The organism is Butyricimonas sp. (assembly GCF_019423355.1).
Taxonomy (GTDB): domain Bacteria; phylum Bacteroidota; class Bacteroidia; order Bacteroidales; family Marinifilaceae; genus Butyricimonas; species Butyricimonas faecihominis.
The window spans coordinates 37784-55105 of record NZ_JAHZBP010000015.1 but is presented as its reverse complement, the minus strand read 5'-3'; the positions used below and the strand labels follow the sequence as shown (position 1 = coordinate 55105).

Below are 17322 nucleotides of genomic sequence, written 5' to 3'. Positions count from 1 at the left end.
ATTTTTTTATGGAATTCGGATTATAATGCTTTATTTTGCTCGTTAATTAACACCTAACTAAAATGGACATAGTCATAGCGGGAGCAGGAGAAGTGGGGACACATCTCGCGAATATGCTTAGCAAGCAAGAACATAATATCATGCTGATTGACAGCGATGAAGAAAAATTGGAATTACTGGGTAATCAATTGGATGTTATGTCAATTGTGGGATCTTGTACCTCAATTGGTGCATTGAAAGATGCAGGAGTACACAAGTGTGATTTGTTTATTGCAGTCAATCACCAAGAAGATCAAAATATCAATTCAGCGATCTTGGCTAAAAAACTCGGGGCCAAACAAACCATTGCCCGGGTAAACAATAGTGAATATTTGGAAGACGAGAACAAAGAGTACTTGAAAATGATCGGTATTGATTCGCTGATTTACCCGGAACGATTGGCTGCGGAAGAAATTGTAGCCTCCTTAAAACAGAGTGGTTCAAGGCAGTTACACGAATTCTCTGATGGCCGCCTGCAATTATTAGGAATCAAACTTTGGGAGAATGCCCCGGTACTCAACTTAACCTTGATAAAAATGGCAGAACGTTACGGTGCCCAGCATTTCCGCGTCGTGGCTATCAAACGAGCAGACCACACTATTATCCCGCGAGGGAATGACTCTTTCCGCTATGGAGACTTGGTATTTATTGTAACCAAGCCTTTCTACGTCCCCAATGTATTCGCTCTTTGTGGCAAATCACAATATGAAGTTAAGAATGTTGTTATCGTGGGAGGTTCTCGTATCGGTATCAAAACGGCTTCCCTGTTAGAGAAAAATTACAACGTGAAGATTATCGAAAAGGATCGGGAGAAATGTATTCTCATCGCCGACAAATTAAAATCCACGCTGGTAATCAATGGTGACGGAAGAGATTTGGCCTTATTACGAGAAGAGGGAATAAAAAACACGGATGCCTTTATCAGTGTAACCCACTCGTCCGAAACCAACATTCTGTCCTGCTTGTTAGCTAAAAAGCTCGGGGTAAAAAAGAGCGTGGCTGAAGTCGAGAATATCGACTACATTGATCTGGCAGAAAACATCGGTATTGGCACTCTCGTGAACACGAAATTAATTGCAGCCTCTCATATTTATCGTTACACGATGAACGTGGATGTAAAGCATTTGAAATTCCTCACGTTCTCGGAAGCTGAGGTTTTCGAAGTTACAGCAGAACCGGGTTCCAAGATCACCCGTAAAACTTTGGCAGATATGAATTTTCCGGAGAATGCAACTGTCGGGGGTGTTATCCGTAACGGAGATGCCATTATAGCTAAAGGAGACGTACAGATCGAGGCAGGAGACAAGGTAGTCATTTTCGCCTTACCTAGTGCCGTGAAGAAAGTAATCAAATTGTTTCAAAAATGATCAACTTTAGGTTCATTACCAACATCATAGGGAAACTATTATTTGTAGAAAGCGCATTCCTTATCTTATGCATTATTGTCGCCTTGATATACGGGGAGAACGATCTCATGGCTTTCGTTTACTCTGCGATCATCACGCTGGGAGTCGGGAGCCTCATGACATTTACAGTGAAAGTCAAAGACCGGGTACTTGCTAAAAAAGACGGCTATTTTATTGTAACCTGCACGTGGATCATCTTCACCATCTTCGGTTGCTTACCTTACTTATTCGGAGGAACAATTCCGTCAATTGTTGACGCCATATTCGAAACCATGTCCGGTTTCACAACAACAGGTTCCTCGGTAATAAACAACGTCGAGGCCTTACCACATGCCACTCTATTCTGGCGCTCCCTAACTCAATGGATGGGCGGTATGGGTATCATCGTGTTACTTTTAGCTATCATCCCCGGCTTGGGAATCGAGGGACGTGATCTCTTCGTAGCCGAAGTACCAGGTCCGACACATGACAAATTTACGGCAACCTTCAAATCAACAGCCCGACGTATGTGGTATCTCTATATTTCACTAACTGCTGCCCAAGCTATTTTACTGTTATTGGGAAATATGGATCTCTTTGATGCCATCTGTCACGCATTCACAACAATGGCTACTGGAGGATATTCGACCAAACAAGCCAGCCTTGCCTATTGGGACTCCGCATACATCCAATATGTGGTCATTATATTCATGTTCATTGCCGGAACGAATTTCGGCTTACTCTATGTCATGTTGCACGGCAAATTCCGCAAATTGTTTCATGATGAAGAGTTCAAATTATATCTTTACATCACGTTAGGAGCCAGTGCAATCATCGCAATCGTTCTATTCCTAAACGGTTATGCAAACTTAGAATTAAGCATCCGAGAATCTATATTTCAAGTAGTTACCATTCTGACAACAACGGGATTCGCTACCGCAGACTATCTATTATGGCCACCTCTCACGGGTGCCATCATCTTTGCACTCTTATTCATCGGGGCCTGTGCTGGTTCAACTTCGGGTGGCTTAAAATGTATCCGGCTCAATCTATTATTCAAAAACTCGTTTATCGAAATGAAACGGATCATTCATCCTAACGGAATTATCAATGTCAAGTATAACGGGAAAAGCGTTCACCCCAATATTATGACCGGAGTGATGGGCTTCTTTATCCTGTATATGTTTATTTTCGCTATCTCCAGCCTAATCATGTCACTATTTACTCAGGATATAGCCACAGCTTGTAGCGCTGTTATCTCTAGTATGAGTAACGTGGGTCCCGGATTTGGAGAGATTGGACCTATGGACAATTTTGCGAATCTACACGACTTTGCCAAGATATTTTTATCCATTCTGATGATGGTCGGACGTCTGGAAATATTCACGGTTCTCGTTCTATTCAGTAAAACATTCTGGAAAAAGTAATCTCTACCCCCACAAGATAATTTGGATCTCACCCAAAGAGAGGTATTTTCGGAGCTTAGATTCCGGAATACCTCGTTACTAAAAGAATAGAGAGGCGGATGAAATTATCTGCCTCTCTATTCTTAAAAAATATCCTACAATTCACCCAATCCCTGCCTCGTGACAATAATTTCATCCCCCGTACAATCAATCACTGTCGAAGGAATATTATTCCCATATCCTCCGTCTATGACCAGATCAACTAGACGATTATACTTCTCATGAATCAATTCCGGATCAGTGATATATTCCTCGACTTCTCCTTCAGCAGCTTTCACAGAAGTGGTCAGCAAAGGTCCGCCCAGCTCTTCGACAATAGCCTGAACAATAAAATTTTTGGGTATTCGAATACCTATTGTTTTACGTCTATTCATTAAGACATTGGGCAACTTACTGGTAGCCGGCAACACAAAAGTATATGGTCCCGGTAAATATTGTTTCATCAACCGAAACTCTTCATTACTTACTTTTGCATAAGCAGCGATGTTTCCCAGATCCTTACAGATCATCGAGAAATTTGCTTTCTCTGCTTTCACACCACGAATAGCCGAAACCCGTTGAACGGCCTTCACGCTATTTATATCACACCCGATCGCGTAAATCGTGTCCGTCGGGTAAATGATAACACCACCATCACGCAAGAGCTCAACGATCTTTCGAATCTCCCGATCATTGGGATTGTCCTCGAATAAACGTACAAGCATGATCGTAAATTATGAATTCACTTTCTTATGATCAGCCAAGAACGTAGCCAAACCGGAATCCGTCAGCGGGTGTTTTAACAAACCTTTGATCGCACTCAACGGGCAGGTTGCAACGTCCGCCCCAGCCTCAATACATTGAATGATATGTTGTGTGTGGCGAATTGAAGCGGCCAATACTTGCGTGTTGAAACCATAATAAGCATACATATCCACGATCTTTTCCACCAACTCGATCCCATCACTACTGATGTCATCCAAACGTCCCACGAAAGGAGACACGTAAGTTGCACCAGCTTTAGCAGCCAACAAAGCCTGTCCCGGAGAGAACACTAACGTACAATTCGTACGGATTCCCTTGTTGGTAAAATATTTGATAGCCTTAATGCCATCAGCAATACAAGGTACTTTTACCACGATATTCGGGTGCAAAGCGGCTAATTCCTCCCCCTCTTTAATCATACCTTCATAATCAGTCGCAATCACCTCTGCGCTTACATCACCATCCACGATATTGCAAATCTCAACGTAATGTTTTCTACAATTCTCGTCACCTTTGATACCCTCTTTTGCCATTAAAGACGGATTGGTGGTTACACCATCCAACACACCAAGGTCATTTGCCTCGCGAATCTGGTCAAGATTTGCCGTATCAATAAAAAATTTCATATTCTATCTGGTTTTATTGTTTAACTTCAATATCACGGACAAAATTACAAACAATATCTGTAATCCGATCATATTTAGTTTATAAAGTTCACAAGGTTCATAAAGTTTATAAAGTAACCTTATAAACTCTATAACTCCGTTACGCGATTAGTCCGAAAAGAATCCAGGCTACAAATAAAGTAAATACCACGTTAAACGCTTGCGCCCCCAGAAAAGCATACGTAGAACGACGATTTTCAGAGGTTATCAAGCTTTTGAAATCCGTCTCCAACCCAATAGACATAAATGCCAAGGCAAACCACATACCTTGAATATTCTTCAAAATTGGTTTAGCATCAGACACGACCTCTGGAGCAACGCAGAATGAAAAAACAAGAGAAGCCGCAACAAATCCCAACACGAATTTCGGAAAACGTAACCAAATTACTTTTAACGTCGGTTTCTCTTCTGTAACCTCTTTCTTCGAATAAGACCAATAAATACTAATTAAGAAGGCCGCAACTCCCAATAACACGTTCTGTGAGAACTTCACGATCGTACTTGTCTGCAAGGCTACTTCTCCATATATAGCTCCGGTTGCAGCCACGGCCCCGGTCGTGTCAATCGTTCCCCCAATCCAAGCCCCTGCCATATCCTCAGGTAATCCCATCAACTTAGCCAAACCGGGCATGATCAAAATCATCGGCACGGCCACGACCAACACTAACGATACCACGTATGACAATTTTGTTTTGTCCCCCTTGATAGCTCCGGCAGTAGCAACAGCCGCAGACACGCCACAAATGGACACAGCACTGGAAAGCATCAATGACATTTCTTTGTCAATTTTCATTTTACGACATAACCAAAAGCAGAAATTCCATACGGTAAAGACAACGACACAAGATTGAATCAATCCTAATGCCCCGGCTTTCAACAAATCATCAAAGAGTACAGTCGTCCCAAGTAACACCAAACCGATCTTCACGAATAGTTCAGAAGAAAGTGACTCCTTCAACCACTTGGGAATATAAAATATATTACTAATGAAAAGTCCTATCAATAAACTAAATATCACGGTTTCAAATCCCCAATCCTTTAGAAATTTATTTCCTCCGACAACCATGGCCAAAAGCGTAAGGAAGAACACGACCGGAAAACTTGCAGCAATCATTTTCAATTTTTTACCCGTAAATAACCCGGCAATCAATGCCATCAGGAACATAAAACAGAAAACAATCAGAGCATGTCCCACGTTATCCAACGTGAAAACCTTATTCATTAATGCGTCAGCATCCAGCCAACTGAAAGAAGGCCAATGAGGTTTTAATTGAAATACGACTAAAAGAATTATAAACCACCCCACGATAGTAGAGGTCCAATCTTCGGAAATCTTTAACTTGCTCATCTGGAAATTTATTAATTTAGTGAATAATTTCTGTGGCAAAGTTAATACCGAGAATCAAAAAAATAATCCGTATTTTTACTGATTCTGAATTAGTACATTTCCAATAGGCCCTTAATAGAACCCAAGTAATACTCTTTCCAACCTTCAACGATCTCCTCGAAGACCTCATCTGGAATATTTGTATGTTCTAATTCTACACGAGTCCGGGGACCGTCTTTTTTTAATTTAATGGTCACAATAGAACGTTGATCCGTCTCCCCGAAAAACCATTCTTGAACAAGCAAATGATTGGACTTTACCTCCAGATTCACGCCACAAATATCTCCCTCCCATAAAGAAAACACGAATCCTTCCTCTGCTTTCATTTCCGCGGGATAACCACTCCACAGTTCGATTTGAAAAGGATTCGTCAATGCCGTAAAGACTTCCTCCGGATCAGCCGTAATATCAATTGTATATTTAAAATTCATTTATAATAAAAATATAGACTTTAAACCGAAGACTCAACTATTATGGACCTAACAAACAAGAAGTGTGATAAAATGACTTCTATCACACTTCGCTATTATTTATTTCTTCTTATATTGTTCATTTAGTTGATTTACCACATCATTGGTAATATCAAATCCCTCTTGCGCGAAAAGCACGTTACCGCCTAACGTCGTACTCAGTATTAATTGGAAACCTTTCGCTTTATTATACTCTGTCAAGAAATTTGTGATCGCATCATACAACTTCCGGTTTATTTCCATTTGCTCGCGTTGAGCATTTTCGGTCATTTCCTGTTGCAATTTCTGCAAATTTTGTTGTTTGATCATCAAATCCATCTGGGCTTGTTCGGCTCTTTCACGAGTCATAAAACCACCGTTTTCCACTTTATTCCGAAACTCTGCAGCCTCACGATCGAAGTTCTTCACTTTTATGTTCAACTCTGTCCGATTGGCTTCCAATTTCTTTAAAAACGCTTCATTCAACTCTCTCGATTGAGTATAATTGTTAAGCAATGTGTCCATGTTAATGTAGACAATTCTTGCATCAGCGTTCATAGTTACAGTACCGCCTTGATTGCTCGTACTTTTACTATTTCCACTGAAATGCAAAATATACAAAACTATCACAGCAATCAACAATAACACATTTAATCCTATCGACAAATTCTTCATAAAATGTAACTTTGTTATTAATAAATCGATTCATTGAAATCTCGGCCCACACGAGGCTTGTTTCGAATACAAAGATAATCTTTCTTCCTTTAGTTATCCGATTTTTCTCTTTTTTCTATATAAAAAATTTTCTTTAACAGGTCTATTTCCTCAATATTAATGACTTTCCCTCTCTCCGCCTGCCGACGAGCCCGCATCAATCCTTGTAATGCTGTGATAGACTGAGTTCCAATACCTAACTTCACATCAACCATTCCTTTCATTTCTACCTTACGGGCAAAATCCTCGATCATCATACGCCTGTTCATTTCCTGATCCATCGCTTTCACCGGTTTTGACGCAGCATGTATAGCTTGATTTAGATTGTTCTGGGCATTCATCAAAAAAGCATTCGACTTGTAATCCCCCGTAAGGAAACGCGGCAAGATTAAAACTTCCGACAGTAAAACAGTATCTCGTACCATAAAAACCCCCAGTAAGAAATCATTTTCTCTTAAACTATCCGGAATAACAACTTGCATGGGAACATAGCCTATATGCGAAAAACGCAAGGTATCCCCCACTTGTACACTCAATGAAAATCGCCCTTGTTTATCAACCCCTCGAACCTCTTTCCCCAGCCGAAAGATCGCTTCCGGTAATGGCCGTATACTGTCCCGGTCACAAACTACACCCGTGACAAACACATTGCCTTTATCTTGGCTCTGCCCTTGCACTCCCAAGCAAAAGAATATAAAAAAAAATAGAAGGCTAAACTCTTTCATTTTCCCGGGCGATTTCACTATTCTGCAAAATATTCAATAGCAATTCTCTCGCACGGAATAATTGAGCTTTCACGGTTCCTAACGGAATGGCCAGCTCTTGAGCAATTTCTTCATAAGAATACTCTTCAAAATAACGTAATTCTATCAATTTACGGTAACGCCCTTTCAACATGGCAACTTTTTCCCGCATAAATTCAGCTCGCTGCTTACGGATCGTCTCCTCTTCCGGATTCAACACGTCTGCCGGTACACTATTGATATACCCGCGATCATCAGGGTTTATATCATCCTTATCCAAAGAAACAATTTTGGCTTTTTTCTTCCGAATAAAATCAATCGTGTTATTAGAGGCAATTTTGAATAACCACGTACTAAACGCAAACTGAGGCGAATAGTAATTCAAACTCGTGAAAGCTTTCTCGAAAGCCTCGAACATTAAATCTTCCGCATCAGTTCTGTTATTCACCATCTTCAGTATCATAAAATATACTGAATCCTTATACCTCTTAAATAACTCGGCATAAGCCTGTTCATCTCCCGTTATTGCCCTCTTCACGACCTTATAATCATAAAGAGCTTTCTCTGACAAGTTGTTTGTTAACTCCATTTCCTCTTGTTAAAAAATGAATATCCATTTTCGTACACTCGATAAACAAAACCGATCGTACTAATAATAAACGAAGTTAGGAATAATTTTTTTTGTTTCAGACAAATAGCGCAAATATTTAACAAAATTACATCCGTTAAAAATACTGTCAACATGACAAGAAACACGTATATTGGGTAAAAACCTAAGACAATCAAACAAATAGCTGTCAAATAAAAGAACAAACGCACGATCATATCGCCATCTATCATAATCCTCTCCGTCATTGCCAATCTCATCTTGTTAGCATAATAATATGAAACTTCGTTTATTTCTCCTTTTTTGTCACTCTTATCAATTATCACATACGAGTCCGGATCTTTTGTCATCTTTATTGCCCCAAACCTTGATAATTCTCTAACCATATCATTATCGTATCCTAAATACGATTGTGAATTCTTCGCGAACCCACGGTTTTCTATATAATACGATTTTCGGTAAGCCATGTTACATCCATCCCCAAAAATATATTTTTTATTTTTCACCATGACCATCATCTTTATAAAGCGCAAGAAACGAAACATACGCGAATTTCTCACGTTTTGCTCGGTGAAATCATAATTTGCAAAACCGACGACAGCCGCCGTGTTTTCATCAAAATATGACTCCATGGTCTTCACCCAATACATGGAAGAGGGACGGCAATTGATCTCTGAAAACAACAATATATCATGCTTGGCTGCCAATACACCTATATTTATAGCCAATTTTTTAGTAAATCTGAATTTCGTGTCCGGGAATATTCGCGTACACCTCAACTGTGGATAATCTTTCTGTATCTCGGTCAATACATCCTGCGTGTCATCTTCTGAACATTCATCGACCACAATCACCTCAAAATTATCGTATGCTTGCATCAAAAAACTCGGTAAATTCCGCCTCAAACACTCCGCATTATTGTGTGACGTGATGATAACCGACACCCCTTCATGCTCTTGTTTATCTATCGGTTTTACTTTGCGAGACACGATCACACACCGACGAATAACGTGATAGATGTAGGTGAGTGTCAACACAAACAGAAGTATTACCCCATACCTAAAAGCTTCCAGTTCTCCCCAAAAGACTCTCAAACTCTCCATATCATTATATTAACATTCTTTTATCCATAAAAAACAGACAAATATACTTACTTAATAGCGATTTTAACGTATTAATTGAACAATTTTGTGTACATTAGTTCGATTTTACTAACATAAAGCAACTACATTATGGGACAACAAAAAAACAGAGGAATTATAGGGATACTCACCGGCGGAGGAGACGTTCCCGGCCTAAATCCAGCCATCAGAGCGGTAACTATTCGAGCCCTGCGCGAAGGCTATAAAGTTATTGGAATCAAAAGAGGCTGGGGTGGCCTGATTGACATCGTACGAGATCCACAATATGACAACTCCGGTAATTTTTTTGAATTAACAGAGGAAATCGTGAACAAGGCCGGACGCACCGGTGGTACTTTCCTGCATACATCCAGAACTAGGGCTTCCCACGTACCTAAGGCAAATGTACCCAAGCATTTACAGGATAGATACTCGAACGACATCAACGATCTGACCCCGGAAGTATTAAAGAACCTAGAGTTCATGGGTATTGACTACTTGATCCCGATCGGGGGTGACGACACGTTGAGTTATGCGGTACGCTTGAGCAAGGAAAGCGTGAAAGTCGTGGCCATACCCAAAACCATGGACAACGACGTTCCCGGAACAGATTACTGTATCGGGTTCAGCACCTGCATCACCCGTACGATTGCCCTCACGCATGATCTCCGGACATCAGCCGGATCTCACGAACGAATACTGGTTCTGGAAGTCTTCGGACGTTATGCAGGGTTCACGGCTATGCTACCAACCTTAGCCGGAGCTGCCAACCGTTGTGTGATTCCGGAATACGAATTTAACATCGAACGTCTGACCGAACTACTTTGCGAGGATCGTTTCACGAATCCCAGCAAATACTCGGTGGTTCTCGTATCCGAAGGAGCCACTTTTTCCGGTGGCAACATGATTTTCCAAAGTGAAGAAACAGACATGTTCGGACATAAAAAACTGGGAGGTATCGGAAACATGATCTCTCAACAATTAAAAGAACTTACCCCACAGTTTAACCACGGACAAGTAATTAACACCATCACGCAAAGACTGGGCTATCTGGTTCGCTGTGGAGATCCGGATGCACTGGATTCCATCGTACCTATGGCATACGGGAACCTTGCCCTAGATTTAATCAACAAAGGATTACACGGCAGGTTAGTTATCCTAAGAAACGGACGCTATGACAACGCCCCGATCGAGATTGTAACCAGCAGTAAAAAGATCGTGGATGTTCCCAAATTCTACAATACGGAGAGATTACGTCCCCAATACAACAGTTTCGAATTCATGCCACAGATGATACTTTAAAGATAAAGCTCCCGGTTTCCCGGGAGCTTTTCTTTAAGATAAAAGAATTAATACTAACTCTTAGTTTTTAGCTTTTATCTTTTAGCATTCAGAGTGGTTGAATCGGGTGTAATACTATCTACCTCCACGACAACTTCCGACTCCTCCACGACGGCTCCTACCGGTTCTTGTACTTGTTTCCCCGACTGCACCTTGTTTTTCTGACTATTCCCACAAGAAACAAACATCAAAGTTGCAGTAACCACCATCATGCAAATCCATCCAATTCTTCCAAAAGTTTTCATCATATTCAAATTTAGTTTAGCTAGAAATTCAACGTGAAATTATACGTAATCAAGACGGTATAGGTTACAAAAAGGTGGGTCACCATCACGGCCCCACCAAAGACAATTTAGAATTTTCGAAAATTGTTATGCAAAAACATAACAATAACTTCAAAACAAACGTTTAACTAACTTTATTAAGAAATGCCTCCGGCTCTTTATTAAATTAGATCCCACTCTGAATTTAACAAAAAAGACGTGCCATGCACACCGGAGGCAATCTCTTTTGTGCAATACACGTCTTTATAACTTCAATTCGAGTGGGATGCTGCAAATGTAAGCATTAAATTTCATTTAACAACATTATTTTTACGATAGAATTTGGAAAAAAGAAAATCTCTATATAGCTTTGTCCTCATAAAATAAAAAAGCATGATATACAATCAACACATAGCCCAAACTTGGTGGTGGCATCTCTTTAAACTTCATAGTAAACAATGAGGTTATGTGATTGTATTGCATAATTAGATATAGAGAGAGCCTATTGTTTACAAACAGTAGGCTCTCTTTTTTATTCACCTTTTTTAAATCAAAAATCATGAAACCAATCAAAAAATTTATGCTCACCGAGCAAGAAATGCCAATCCAATGGTATAACATCGTGGCCGACATGCCCAACAAACCCCTTCCCCCTCTTCATCCGGGAACAAAACAACCGTTAAAACCGGAAGACCTTTACCCGCTATTTGCCCAAGAATTGGCAAAGCAGGAGTTCGCTACCGAACGCTACATCGAGATCCCCGATGAAGTCCAAGACTTGTACAAAATATGGAGATCGACCCCTCTCGTACGAGCCTATGCTTTAGAAAAAGCCTTGGACACTCCCGCAAAAATATATTTCAAAAACGAAGGAACAAGCCCCGCCGGCTCTCACAAACCAAACACGGCCATCGCACAAGCCTATTACAATTACAAACAAGGCATCAAACGCATCACCACAGAAACCGGCGGGGGGCAATGGGGTACAGCATTAAGCTTTGCCTGCCAACATTTCGGTCTGGACCTGAAAGTGTTCATGGTAAAAGTAAGCTACAACCAGAAACCCTATCGTAAGTTGATGATGAACACGTGGGGATCAGACGTGATACCGTCACCGAGTAACTTGACAGAAGCCGGAAGAAAAATCCTACGAGAATATCCGGATTCGGCCGGTAGCCTAGGTATTGCCATTTCAGAAGCTGTCGAGCTTGCCGCACAAGATCCCCTAACCAATTACTCCCTGGGGAGCGTGCTAAATCACGTATTATTACATCAAACTATCATCGGCGAGGAAGCACTTCTCCAGATGGAAAAAGCGGGAGATGAACCAGACATCGTGATCGGGTGTTTCGGGGGAGGTTCAAACTTCGCCGGAATCAGTTTTCCATTCATCCGCAGGAACTTGAAGGAAGGAAAACATACCCGGGTAATTGCCGTAGAACCACAATCCTGTCCAAAATTAACCCGTGGTCAGTTCCAATACGATTTCGGTGATACCGTCGGGTTAACCCCCTTACTTCCCATGTACACGCTGGGACATGATTTTCAACCCGCAAGTATCCATGCCGGAGGCTTACGCTATCACGGAGCCGGGGTTATCGTCAGTCAATTACTCAAGGACAAACTGATGGAGGCCGTTGCCATTCCGCAACTGGAGACCTTCGAGGCCGGAATATTATTTGCCAAGACCGAAGGGATAATTCCTGCACCTGAATCCACTCATGCCATAGCACAAGCGATTCGGGAGGCGAAAATTGCCAAAGCCGAAGGAAAAGCCAAAACTATCCTGTTCAATCTATCCGGACATGGTATGATTGATCTCTACGCCTACGAACAATACCTTGGGGGAAATCTCCAGAACTTCGAGCTTTCTGATCAAGAAATAGCTCAATCTCTCGATAAACTAGAGAAAATCATGTGAAGAGCATAGCTATCTGATTTTTTGCTACATTTGCAAAAAAATCAGATAGCATGTTTTATACAGAACTCACTTTCCATATCTCCCCTTACGTGGAGGACATTGCAGATGCGATTATTGCCGAACTCGGCGACCTCGGATACGACAGTTTTTCATACTCGGATGACGGTTTCAAAGCTTACATACCAAACAAAAACTTCAACGAGGAACAAGTAAAGTCATTAGAAATCCTTTCTTTCTTCCAGTCTCTATACACGATCACCTGGGAAAAAGCAGAAATCGAGAACCAAGATTGGAATAAAATTTGGGAAGAAAACTTCACGCCTATCCTCGTGCAAGACCGGATTCTGGTAAGAGCCGGATTCCATCCCACGATTAAAAACATCGAACACGAAATCATCATTGACCCGAAAATGAGTTTTGGCACGGGTCATCATGCCACGACTGCTCTCATACTGGAAACGATCTTAGACATGAAACCTAATTTCTCCGGCAAAAAAGTCCTTGACATGGGATGTGGTACTGGTATTCTATCTATCATGGCCGCACAAGCTGGAGCCCAATCGGTTACCGGCATCGACATTGACGAATGGGCTTACAACAACGCCATGGAAAACATTGCCACCAACAACATGAACAATATACGTGTTCTTATCGGGGATGCAACTTTACTAGACGGGGCAGAACACTATGACATCATCTTGGCCAATATCAACCGGAATATATTATTGAATGATATGCCCGCATACGTGAACGTGCTTAATGACAACGGCTACCTCATCATGAGCGGATTTTACACCGAAGATATTCCCGTTATTCGCGAGAAAGCCGAACTTTTGCAACTAACCTATCAATCCAACAAAGTAAAAGACAACTGGACTGCCGTCATTTTCCACAAAAGATAACTTTTGCGGAAAGTTACAGGTCAGCGCAGGTTGTTAAAAAAGAACTTGAAACTTGCCAACCTGTAACTTGTAACGTGGCGTAGCCACATATCTGTTAATATTTTAACAAAGGCTTGCTTTTTCAATTTCAATATGCAATATTTGCATCGTGAAAAACACAAAAGAAGAATGAAAACAAGGTATACTAATAACTATAAACAGATGATGTGCATGCAAAGGCTTTTTGCAGGCTAACGCACTGTTGTCAAAAAACTGTCGAAAAAAGCCTGTGTGAATACACGGGCTTTTTTCATGTAAAGAAATAAATGATTTAAAAACAATAAATTTATGAACGTATTAAAATTTGGAGGAACCTCGGTTGGCTCCGCGCAACGAATTCAAGAAGTGGCAAAATTAATCTCGGATGACCAACCCAAAATTGTCGTTCTTTCGGCCATGTCCGGAACGACCAACACGTTAGTAGACATAACTAACTATCTGTACCGCAATGATAGGCAGGAAGCTTTGACGACAATCCAAAATCTCGAACTGGATTACCTAATGACCATTAGCGACCTTTACAGTACCGAAGAATTCAAGCACCGGGGACAAGAATTTGTACAAACCATCTTCACCTATCTCCGCTCATTCATCAACAAGGACTTTTACCCGTTACAGGAAAAAGCCGTTGTTGCACAAGGAGAGATCATTTCCACCACACTAATGCACTATTATTTACAAGAACAAGGTATACCTTCCACGCTCCTGTCCGCTTTGGATTTCATGCGTATCGACAAAGACTGTGAACCGGACTATTTTTATATCGAGCAAAACTTAAAACGACTATTATCCAACCCGGCCACGGAACGTATTATCATCACCCAAGGATTCATCTGCCGAAACGCTTACGGGGAAATAGACAACCTGAAAAGAGGGGGGAGTGACTACTCGGCCGCACTAATCGGGGCCGCGCTCAAAGTGGATGAAATTCAGATATGGACCGACATTGACGGCGTACATAACAGCGACCCGCGGTACGTGAAAAATACGAAAGCCATTCGTTCTCTATCTTTTGATGAAGCAGCCGAACTTGCCTATTTCGGGGCAAAGATTCTCCACCCGTCAAGCATTCAGCCCGCTAAAAAAGCCAATATCCCCGTCCGCATGAAAAACACGATGAACCCAAGTGACGAAGGAACCCTGATCACGAAAGAAAGCCCGATCAAAGATTTCAAAGCCGTGGCGGCAAAAGACGGGATCACGGCCATAAAAGTCAAATCCAGCAACATGCTGCTCGCTTACGGTTTTGTACGGAAAGTATTCGAAATATTCGAATCATGGAAAACCCCGATCGACATGATTGCCACGTCGGAAGTTGCCATATCTCTCACGATCGACAGTACATGCCACTTGGAAGACATCAAAAAAGACCTCACGAAATACGGTACAATCGAGGTCGAAGAATCTCTTTCCATCATCTGCATCGTCGGGGATTGCTCGATCAATAATAGCGGACTCGCGGCTCGGGCTCTCACCGCACTGGAAGATATTCCCCTGCACATGATCTCCTACGGGGCCAGCGAACACAGTATTTCTCTACTCGTGAAACAAGCAGACAAGCAAAAAGCACTTGAGGCCCTTAGCGAAAGATTATTAAATAAATGAGTTCATAAACCGACCCACATGAATATAGAAACCATCAAAACATTTCAAACCTTGAAGACCCCGTTTTACTACTACGACACGACTCTTCTACAAGCCACGCTTCAAGCCGCCTCCCAAGCAGCTAACGAACATGGATTCAATTTGCATTACGCGATAAAAGCGAATGCCAACCCACACATTCTTGACATCATTCAAAGCCACGGAATTGGTGCGGACTGCGTGAGTGGTAACGAGGTGGCTCAAGCCGTAGCAAGTGGTTTTCCCTCGGAACAGATCGTGTATGCCGGAGTCGGGAAAAGCGACGAGGAAATCCGGCTGGCTCTTGAAAAAGAGATATTTTGTTTCAACTGCGAATCTTTACCCGAAATAGAGGTGATCAACATGCTGGCCGGAGAAATGGGGAAAAAAGCCTCTGTTGCTCTTCGGGTAAACCCCAACGTGGATGCCCACACGCATCATTACATCACCACGGGAATCGAAGAAAACAAGTTCGGGTTCTACCTTTACGACCTAGACCACGCCATCACGGCCTGCCGGGAAATGGAACACATCAAGCTTATCGGACTACATTTTCATATCGGCTCCCAGATCACCGATCTCACGGTATTCCGAGGACTTTGTTTGAGAGTAAACGAAATACAATCCCGCCTGAAAGAACAGGGAATCATTCTCCCTCACGTGAACTTCGGCGGTGGATTAGGCATCAATTACGATTGCCCCACGTGTGGTCTGATTCCCGACTTTGCCTCTTATTTTCAAATTTTTGCTGATTTCTTCGAGGCCCAGCCGGGTCAGCAACTTCATTTCGAACTAGGCCGATCCCTTGTCGGACAATGCGGTTCCCTTGTCTCTCGTGTCCTGTACGTGAAGGAAGGGAAACATAAAAAGTTCGTCATCTTGGATGCGGGAATGAACGACCTTTTACGTCCGGCTCTCTACCAAGCTTTCCACCGGATAGAAAACTTGACCTCCGTGGGAGAACATGAAAAATACGACGTGGTTGGCCCTATCTGTGAATCATCTGATTGTTTCGGCAAAGACCGGGAACTACCCCTCACCAACCGAGGAGACTTGATCGCCATTCGCTCCTGTGGTGCATACGGAGAAGTCATGGCCTCACGATACAATCTCCGAGAATTACCGGGAAGTTACTTTTCCCGGTAATTCCCCGAGACATTTCTTTCAATAAAAAGAAATTATTATCATTTGTAATGAATATTATCGTATTCCATAAATACGAAATATTCATATAAGAGATATTATAGTATGAATTTAATATACGACTTTGATTTAGACACCCCGGATGAATTACTGGAAATTCTAGCTAGAAATTTGCATCAACGAAGATTGGAAAAAGGACTATCAAGAGACGCCCTTTCCAAGCTAAGCAGCGTACCCACTCCCACGATTGCCAAATTCGAACAGAAACATACCATATCTCTAGCAGCTTTCGTGTCAATGGCCAAAGCATTAGGTTACAGCAAAGATATTAAAGAATTATTGTCCCGCCCTCTCTACAACACGATGGAAGAGTTGGAAACAATCAATAGAAACAAAAACAGAAAGCGAGTACGAAATGAAATGGACCAATAAACTAAATGTACTTTATCACGACAGGATGGTGGGAAAACTCTGCATGACCCCGGATAATTCATGTTGTGCTTTCCAGTACGACAAAGAATGGATTGCCACGGATTAGAAATCATCTGTTTTATCGCCAGCCATTGCGAAGAATCGCTAGTTAGCGACTATCATATCCAACTTTGAACAAACCCGCTACAATTTCGTAGTAATGAAAGGGGGTTGTCCCAAAAGTCATTTTATCCTCCAAAAACTCCTCCGTCACTTCGTGCCATCTCCTCTATAAACAGAGGATAAACTGGTGCCTTTACCCAAGACAGGGAGTATTTCAACTCTCCCTCTGTTTATAG

18 protein-coding genes are annotated in these 17322 nt (G+C 41.8%); 9 read left to right on the top strand and 9 right to left on the bottom strand.

The genetic code is table 11. The features are described 5' to 3' along the window. Positions 1 to 62 precede the first annotated feature (62 nt). Positions 63 to 1406 (top strand): Trk system potassium transporter TrkA, encoded by a 1344-nt coding sequence (gene trkA / locus QVC79_RS16925; protein WP_087421583.1) that lies wholly within the window; start codon positions 63 to 65, stop codon positions 1404 to 1406. Further along, on the top strand, positions 1403 to 2851 hold the full coding sequence (locus QVC79_RS16920; RefSeq protein WP_124316225.1) for a TrkH family potassium uptake protein: 1449 nt from the start codon (positions 1403 to 1405) through the stop codon (positions 2849 to 2851). The genes trkA and QVC79_RS16920 overlap by 4 nt, the downstream gene beginning before the upstream one ends. Before the next feature lie 134 nt (positions 2852 to 2985). On the opposite strand, the gene QVC79_RS16915 is transcribed toward QVC79_RS16920, so the two are convergent. From QVC79_RS16915 to QVC79_RS16880, 8 genes are all read right to left on the bottom strand, one after another. Further along, positions 2986 to 3594, bottom strand: a complete 609-nt coding sequence (locus tag QVC79_RS16915) for an L-threonylcarbamoyladenylate synthase (protein WP_124316226.1) — start codon at positions 3592 to 3594, stop codon at positions 2986 to 2988. A 9-nt stretch (positions 3595 to 3603) separates the two neighbouring features. Beyond that, the gene (fsa, locus tag QVC79_RS16910; RefSeq protein WP_027201604.1) at positions 3604 to 4260 is read right to left on the bottom strand and encodes a fructose-6-phosphate aldolase; all 657 of its coding nucleotides are present in this window, start codon (positions 4258 to 4260) and stop codon (positions 3604 to 3606) included. Between the two features lie 139 nt (positions 4261 to 4399). Further along, on the bottom strand, positions 4400 to 5647 hold the full coding sequence (locus QVC79_RS16905; RefSeq protein WP_124316227.1) for a YeiH family protein: 1248 nt from the start codon (positions 5645 to 5647) through the stop codon (positions 4400 to 4402). Positions 5648 to 5736: 89 nt separating this feature from the next. Then, positions 5737 to 6117: an SRPBCC domain-containing protein gene (locus QVC79_RS16900; protein WP_124316228.1), complete on the bottom strand. Its 381-nt coding sequence runs from the start codon at positions 6115 to 6117 to the stop codon at positions 5737 to 5739. A gap of 99 nt (positions 6118 to 6216) precedes the next feature. Continuing rightward, positions 6217 to 6810 (bottom strand): OmpH/Skp family outer membrane protein, encoded by a 594-nt coding sequence (locus QVC79_RS16895; RefSeq protein WP_124316229.1) that lies wholly within the window; start codon positions 6808 to 6810, stop codon positions 6217 to 6219. Positions 6811 to 6899: 89 nt separating this feature from the next. Beyond that, a complete protein-coding gene (locus tag QVC79_RS16890) occupies positions 6900 to 7574 on the bottom strand; it encodes a hypothetical protein (RefSeq protein ID WP_124316230.1) in 675 nt (224 codons plus the stop codon). Beyond that, complete coding sequence (locus QVC79_RS16885; protein WP_027201599.1) at positions 7561 to 8181, bottom strand: RNA polymerase sigma factor; 621 nt, start codon at positions 8179 to 8181, stop codon at positions 7561 to 7563. Before QVC79_RS16885 ends, QVC79_RS16890 begins: the two co-directional genes overlap by 14 nt. Next, positions 8172 to 9302 (bottom strand): glycosyltransferase, encoded by a 1131-nt coding sequence (locus QVC79_RS16880; protein WP_124316232.1) that lies wholly within the window; start codon positions 9300 to 9302, stop codon positions 8172 to 8174. The genes QVC79_RS16885 and QVC79_RS16880 overlap by 10 nt, the downstream gene beginning before the upstream one ends. Positions 9303 to 9431: 129 nt before the next feature. Between QVC79_RS16880 and QVC79_RS16875 the strand changes: the two genes are divergently transcribed. Beyond that, positions 9432 to 10622, top strand: coding sequence for a 6-phosphofructokinase (locus QVC79_RS16875; RefSeq protein WP_124316233.1), 1191 nt, complete (start codon positions 9432 to 9434; stop codon positions 10620 to 10622). A gap of 74 nt (positions 10623 to 10696) precedes the next feature. Here the strand turns inward: QVC79_RS16875 and QVC79_RS16870 are convergent, their stop codons facing one another. Next, the gene (locus tag QVC79_RS16870; protein ID WP_124316234.1) at positions 10697 to 10909 is read right to left on the bottom strand and encodes a hypothetical protein; all 213 of its coding nucleotides are present in this window, start codon (positions 10907 to 10909) and stop codon (positions 10697 to 10699) included. A 574-nt stretch (positions 10910 to 11483) separates the two neighbouring features. Here QVC79_RS16870 and QVC79_RS16865 point away from each other — a divergent pair. The 6 genes from QVC79_RS16865 to QVC79_RS16840 all read left to right on the top strand — a co-directional run bounded on the left by QVC79_RS16865 (position 11484) and on the right by QVC79_RS16840 (position 17090). Then, complete coding sequence (locus QVC79_RS16865) at positions 11484 to 12845, top strand: TrpB-like pyridoxal phosphate-dependent enzyme (protein WP_124316235.1); 1362 nt, start codon at positions 11484 to 11486, stop codon at positions 12843 to 12845. 50 nt (positions 12846 to 12895) lie between these two features. Beyond that, the gene (prmA, locus tag QVC79_RS16860; RefSeq protein WP_270595663.1) at positions 12896 to 13747 is read left to right on the top strand and encodes a 50S ribosomal protein L11 methyltransferase; all 852 of its coding nucleotides are present in this window, start codon (positions 12896 to 12898) and stop codon (positions 13745 to 13747) included. A gap of 327 nt (positions 13748 to 14074) precedes the next feature. Next, positions 14075 to 15391 carry an aspartate kinase gene (locus tag QVC79_RS16855; protein ID WP_118305589.1) on the top strand — a complete coding sequence of 439 codons (1317 nt, stop codon included), beginning with the start codon at positions 14075 to 14077 and terminating at the stop codon, positions 15389 to 15391. Positions 15392 to 15409: 18 nt separating this feature from the next. Beyond that, positions 15410 to 16555, top strand: coding sequence for a diaminopimelate decarboxylase (gene lysA / locus QVC79_RS16850; protein ID WP_270595662.1), 1146 nt, complete (start codon positions 15410 to 15412; stop codon positions 16553 to 16555). Positions 16556 to 16657: 102 nt separating this feature from the next. After that, a complete protein-coding gene (locus QVC79_RS16845) occupies positions 16658 to 16984 on the top strand; it encodes a helix-turn-helix domain-containing protein (RefSeq protein ID WP_270595661.1) in 327 nt (108 codons plus the stop codon). Next, complete coding sequence (locus QVC79_RS16840) at positions 16968 to 17090, top strand: HipA N-terminal domain-containing protein (protein ID WP_221230359.1); 123 nt, start codon at positions 16968 to 16970, stop codon at positions 17088 to 17090. The genes QVC79_RS16845 and QVC79_RS16840 overlap by 17 nt, the downstream gene beginning before the upstream one ends. Positions 17091 to 17322 lie beyond the last annotated feature (232 nt).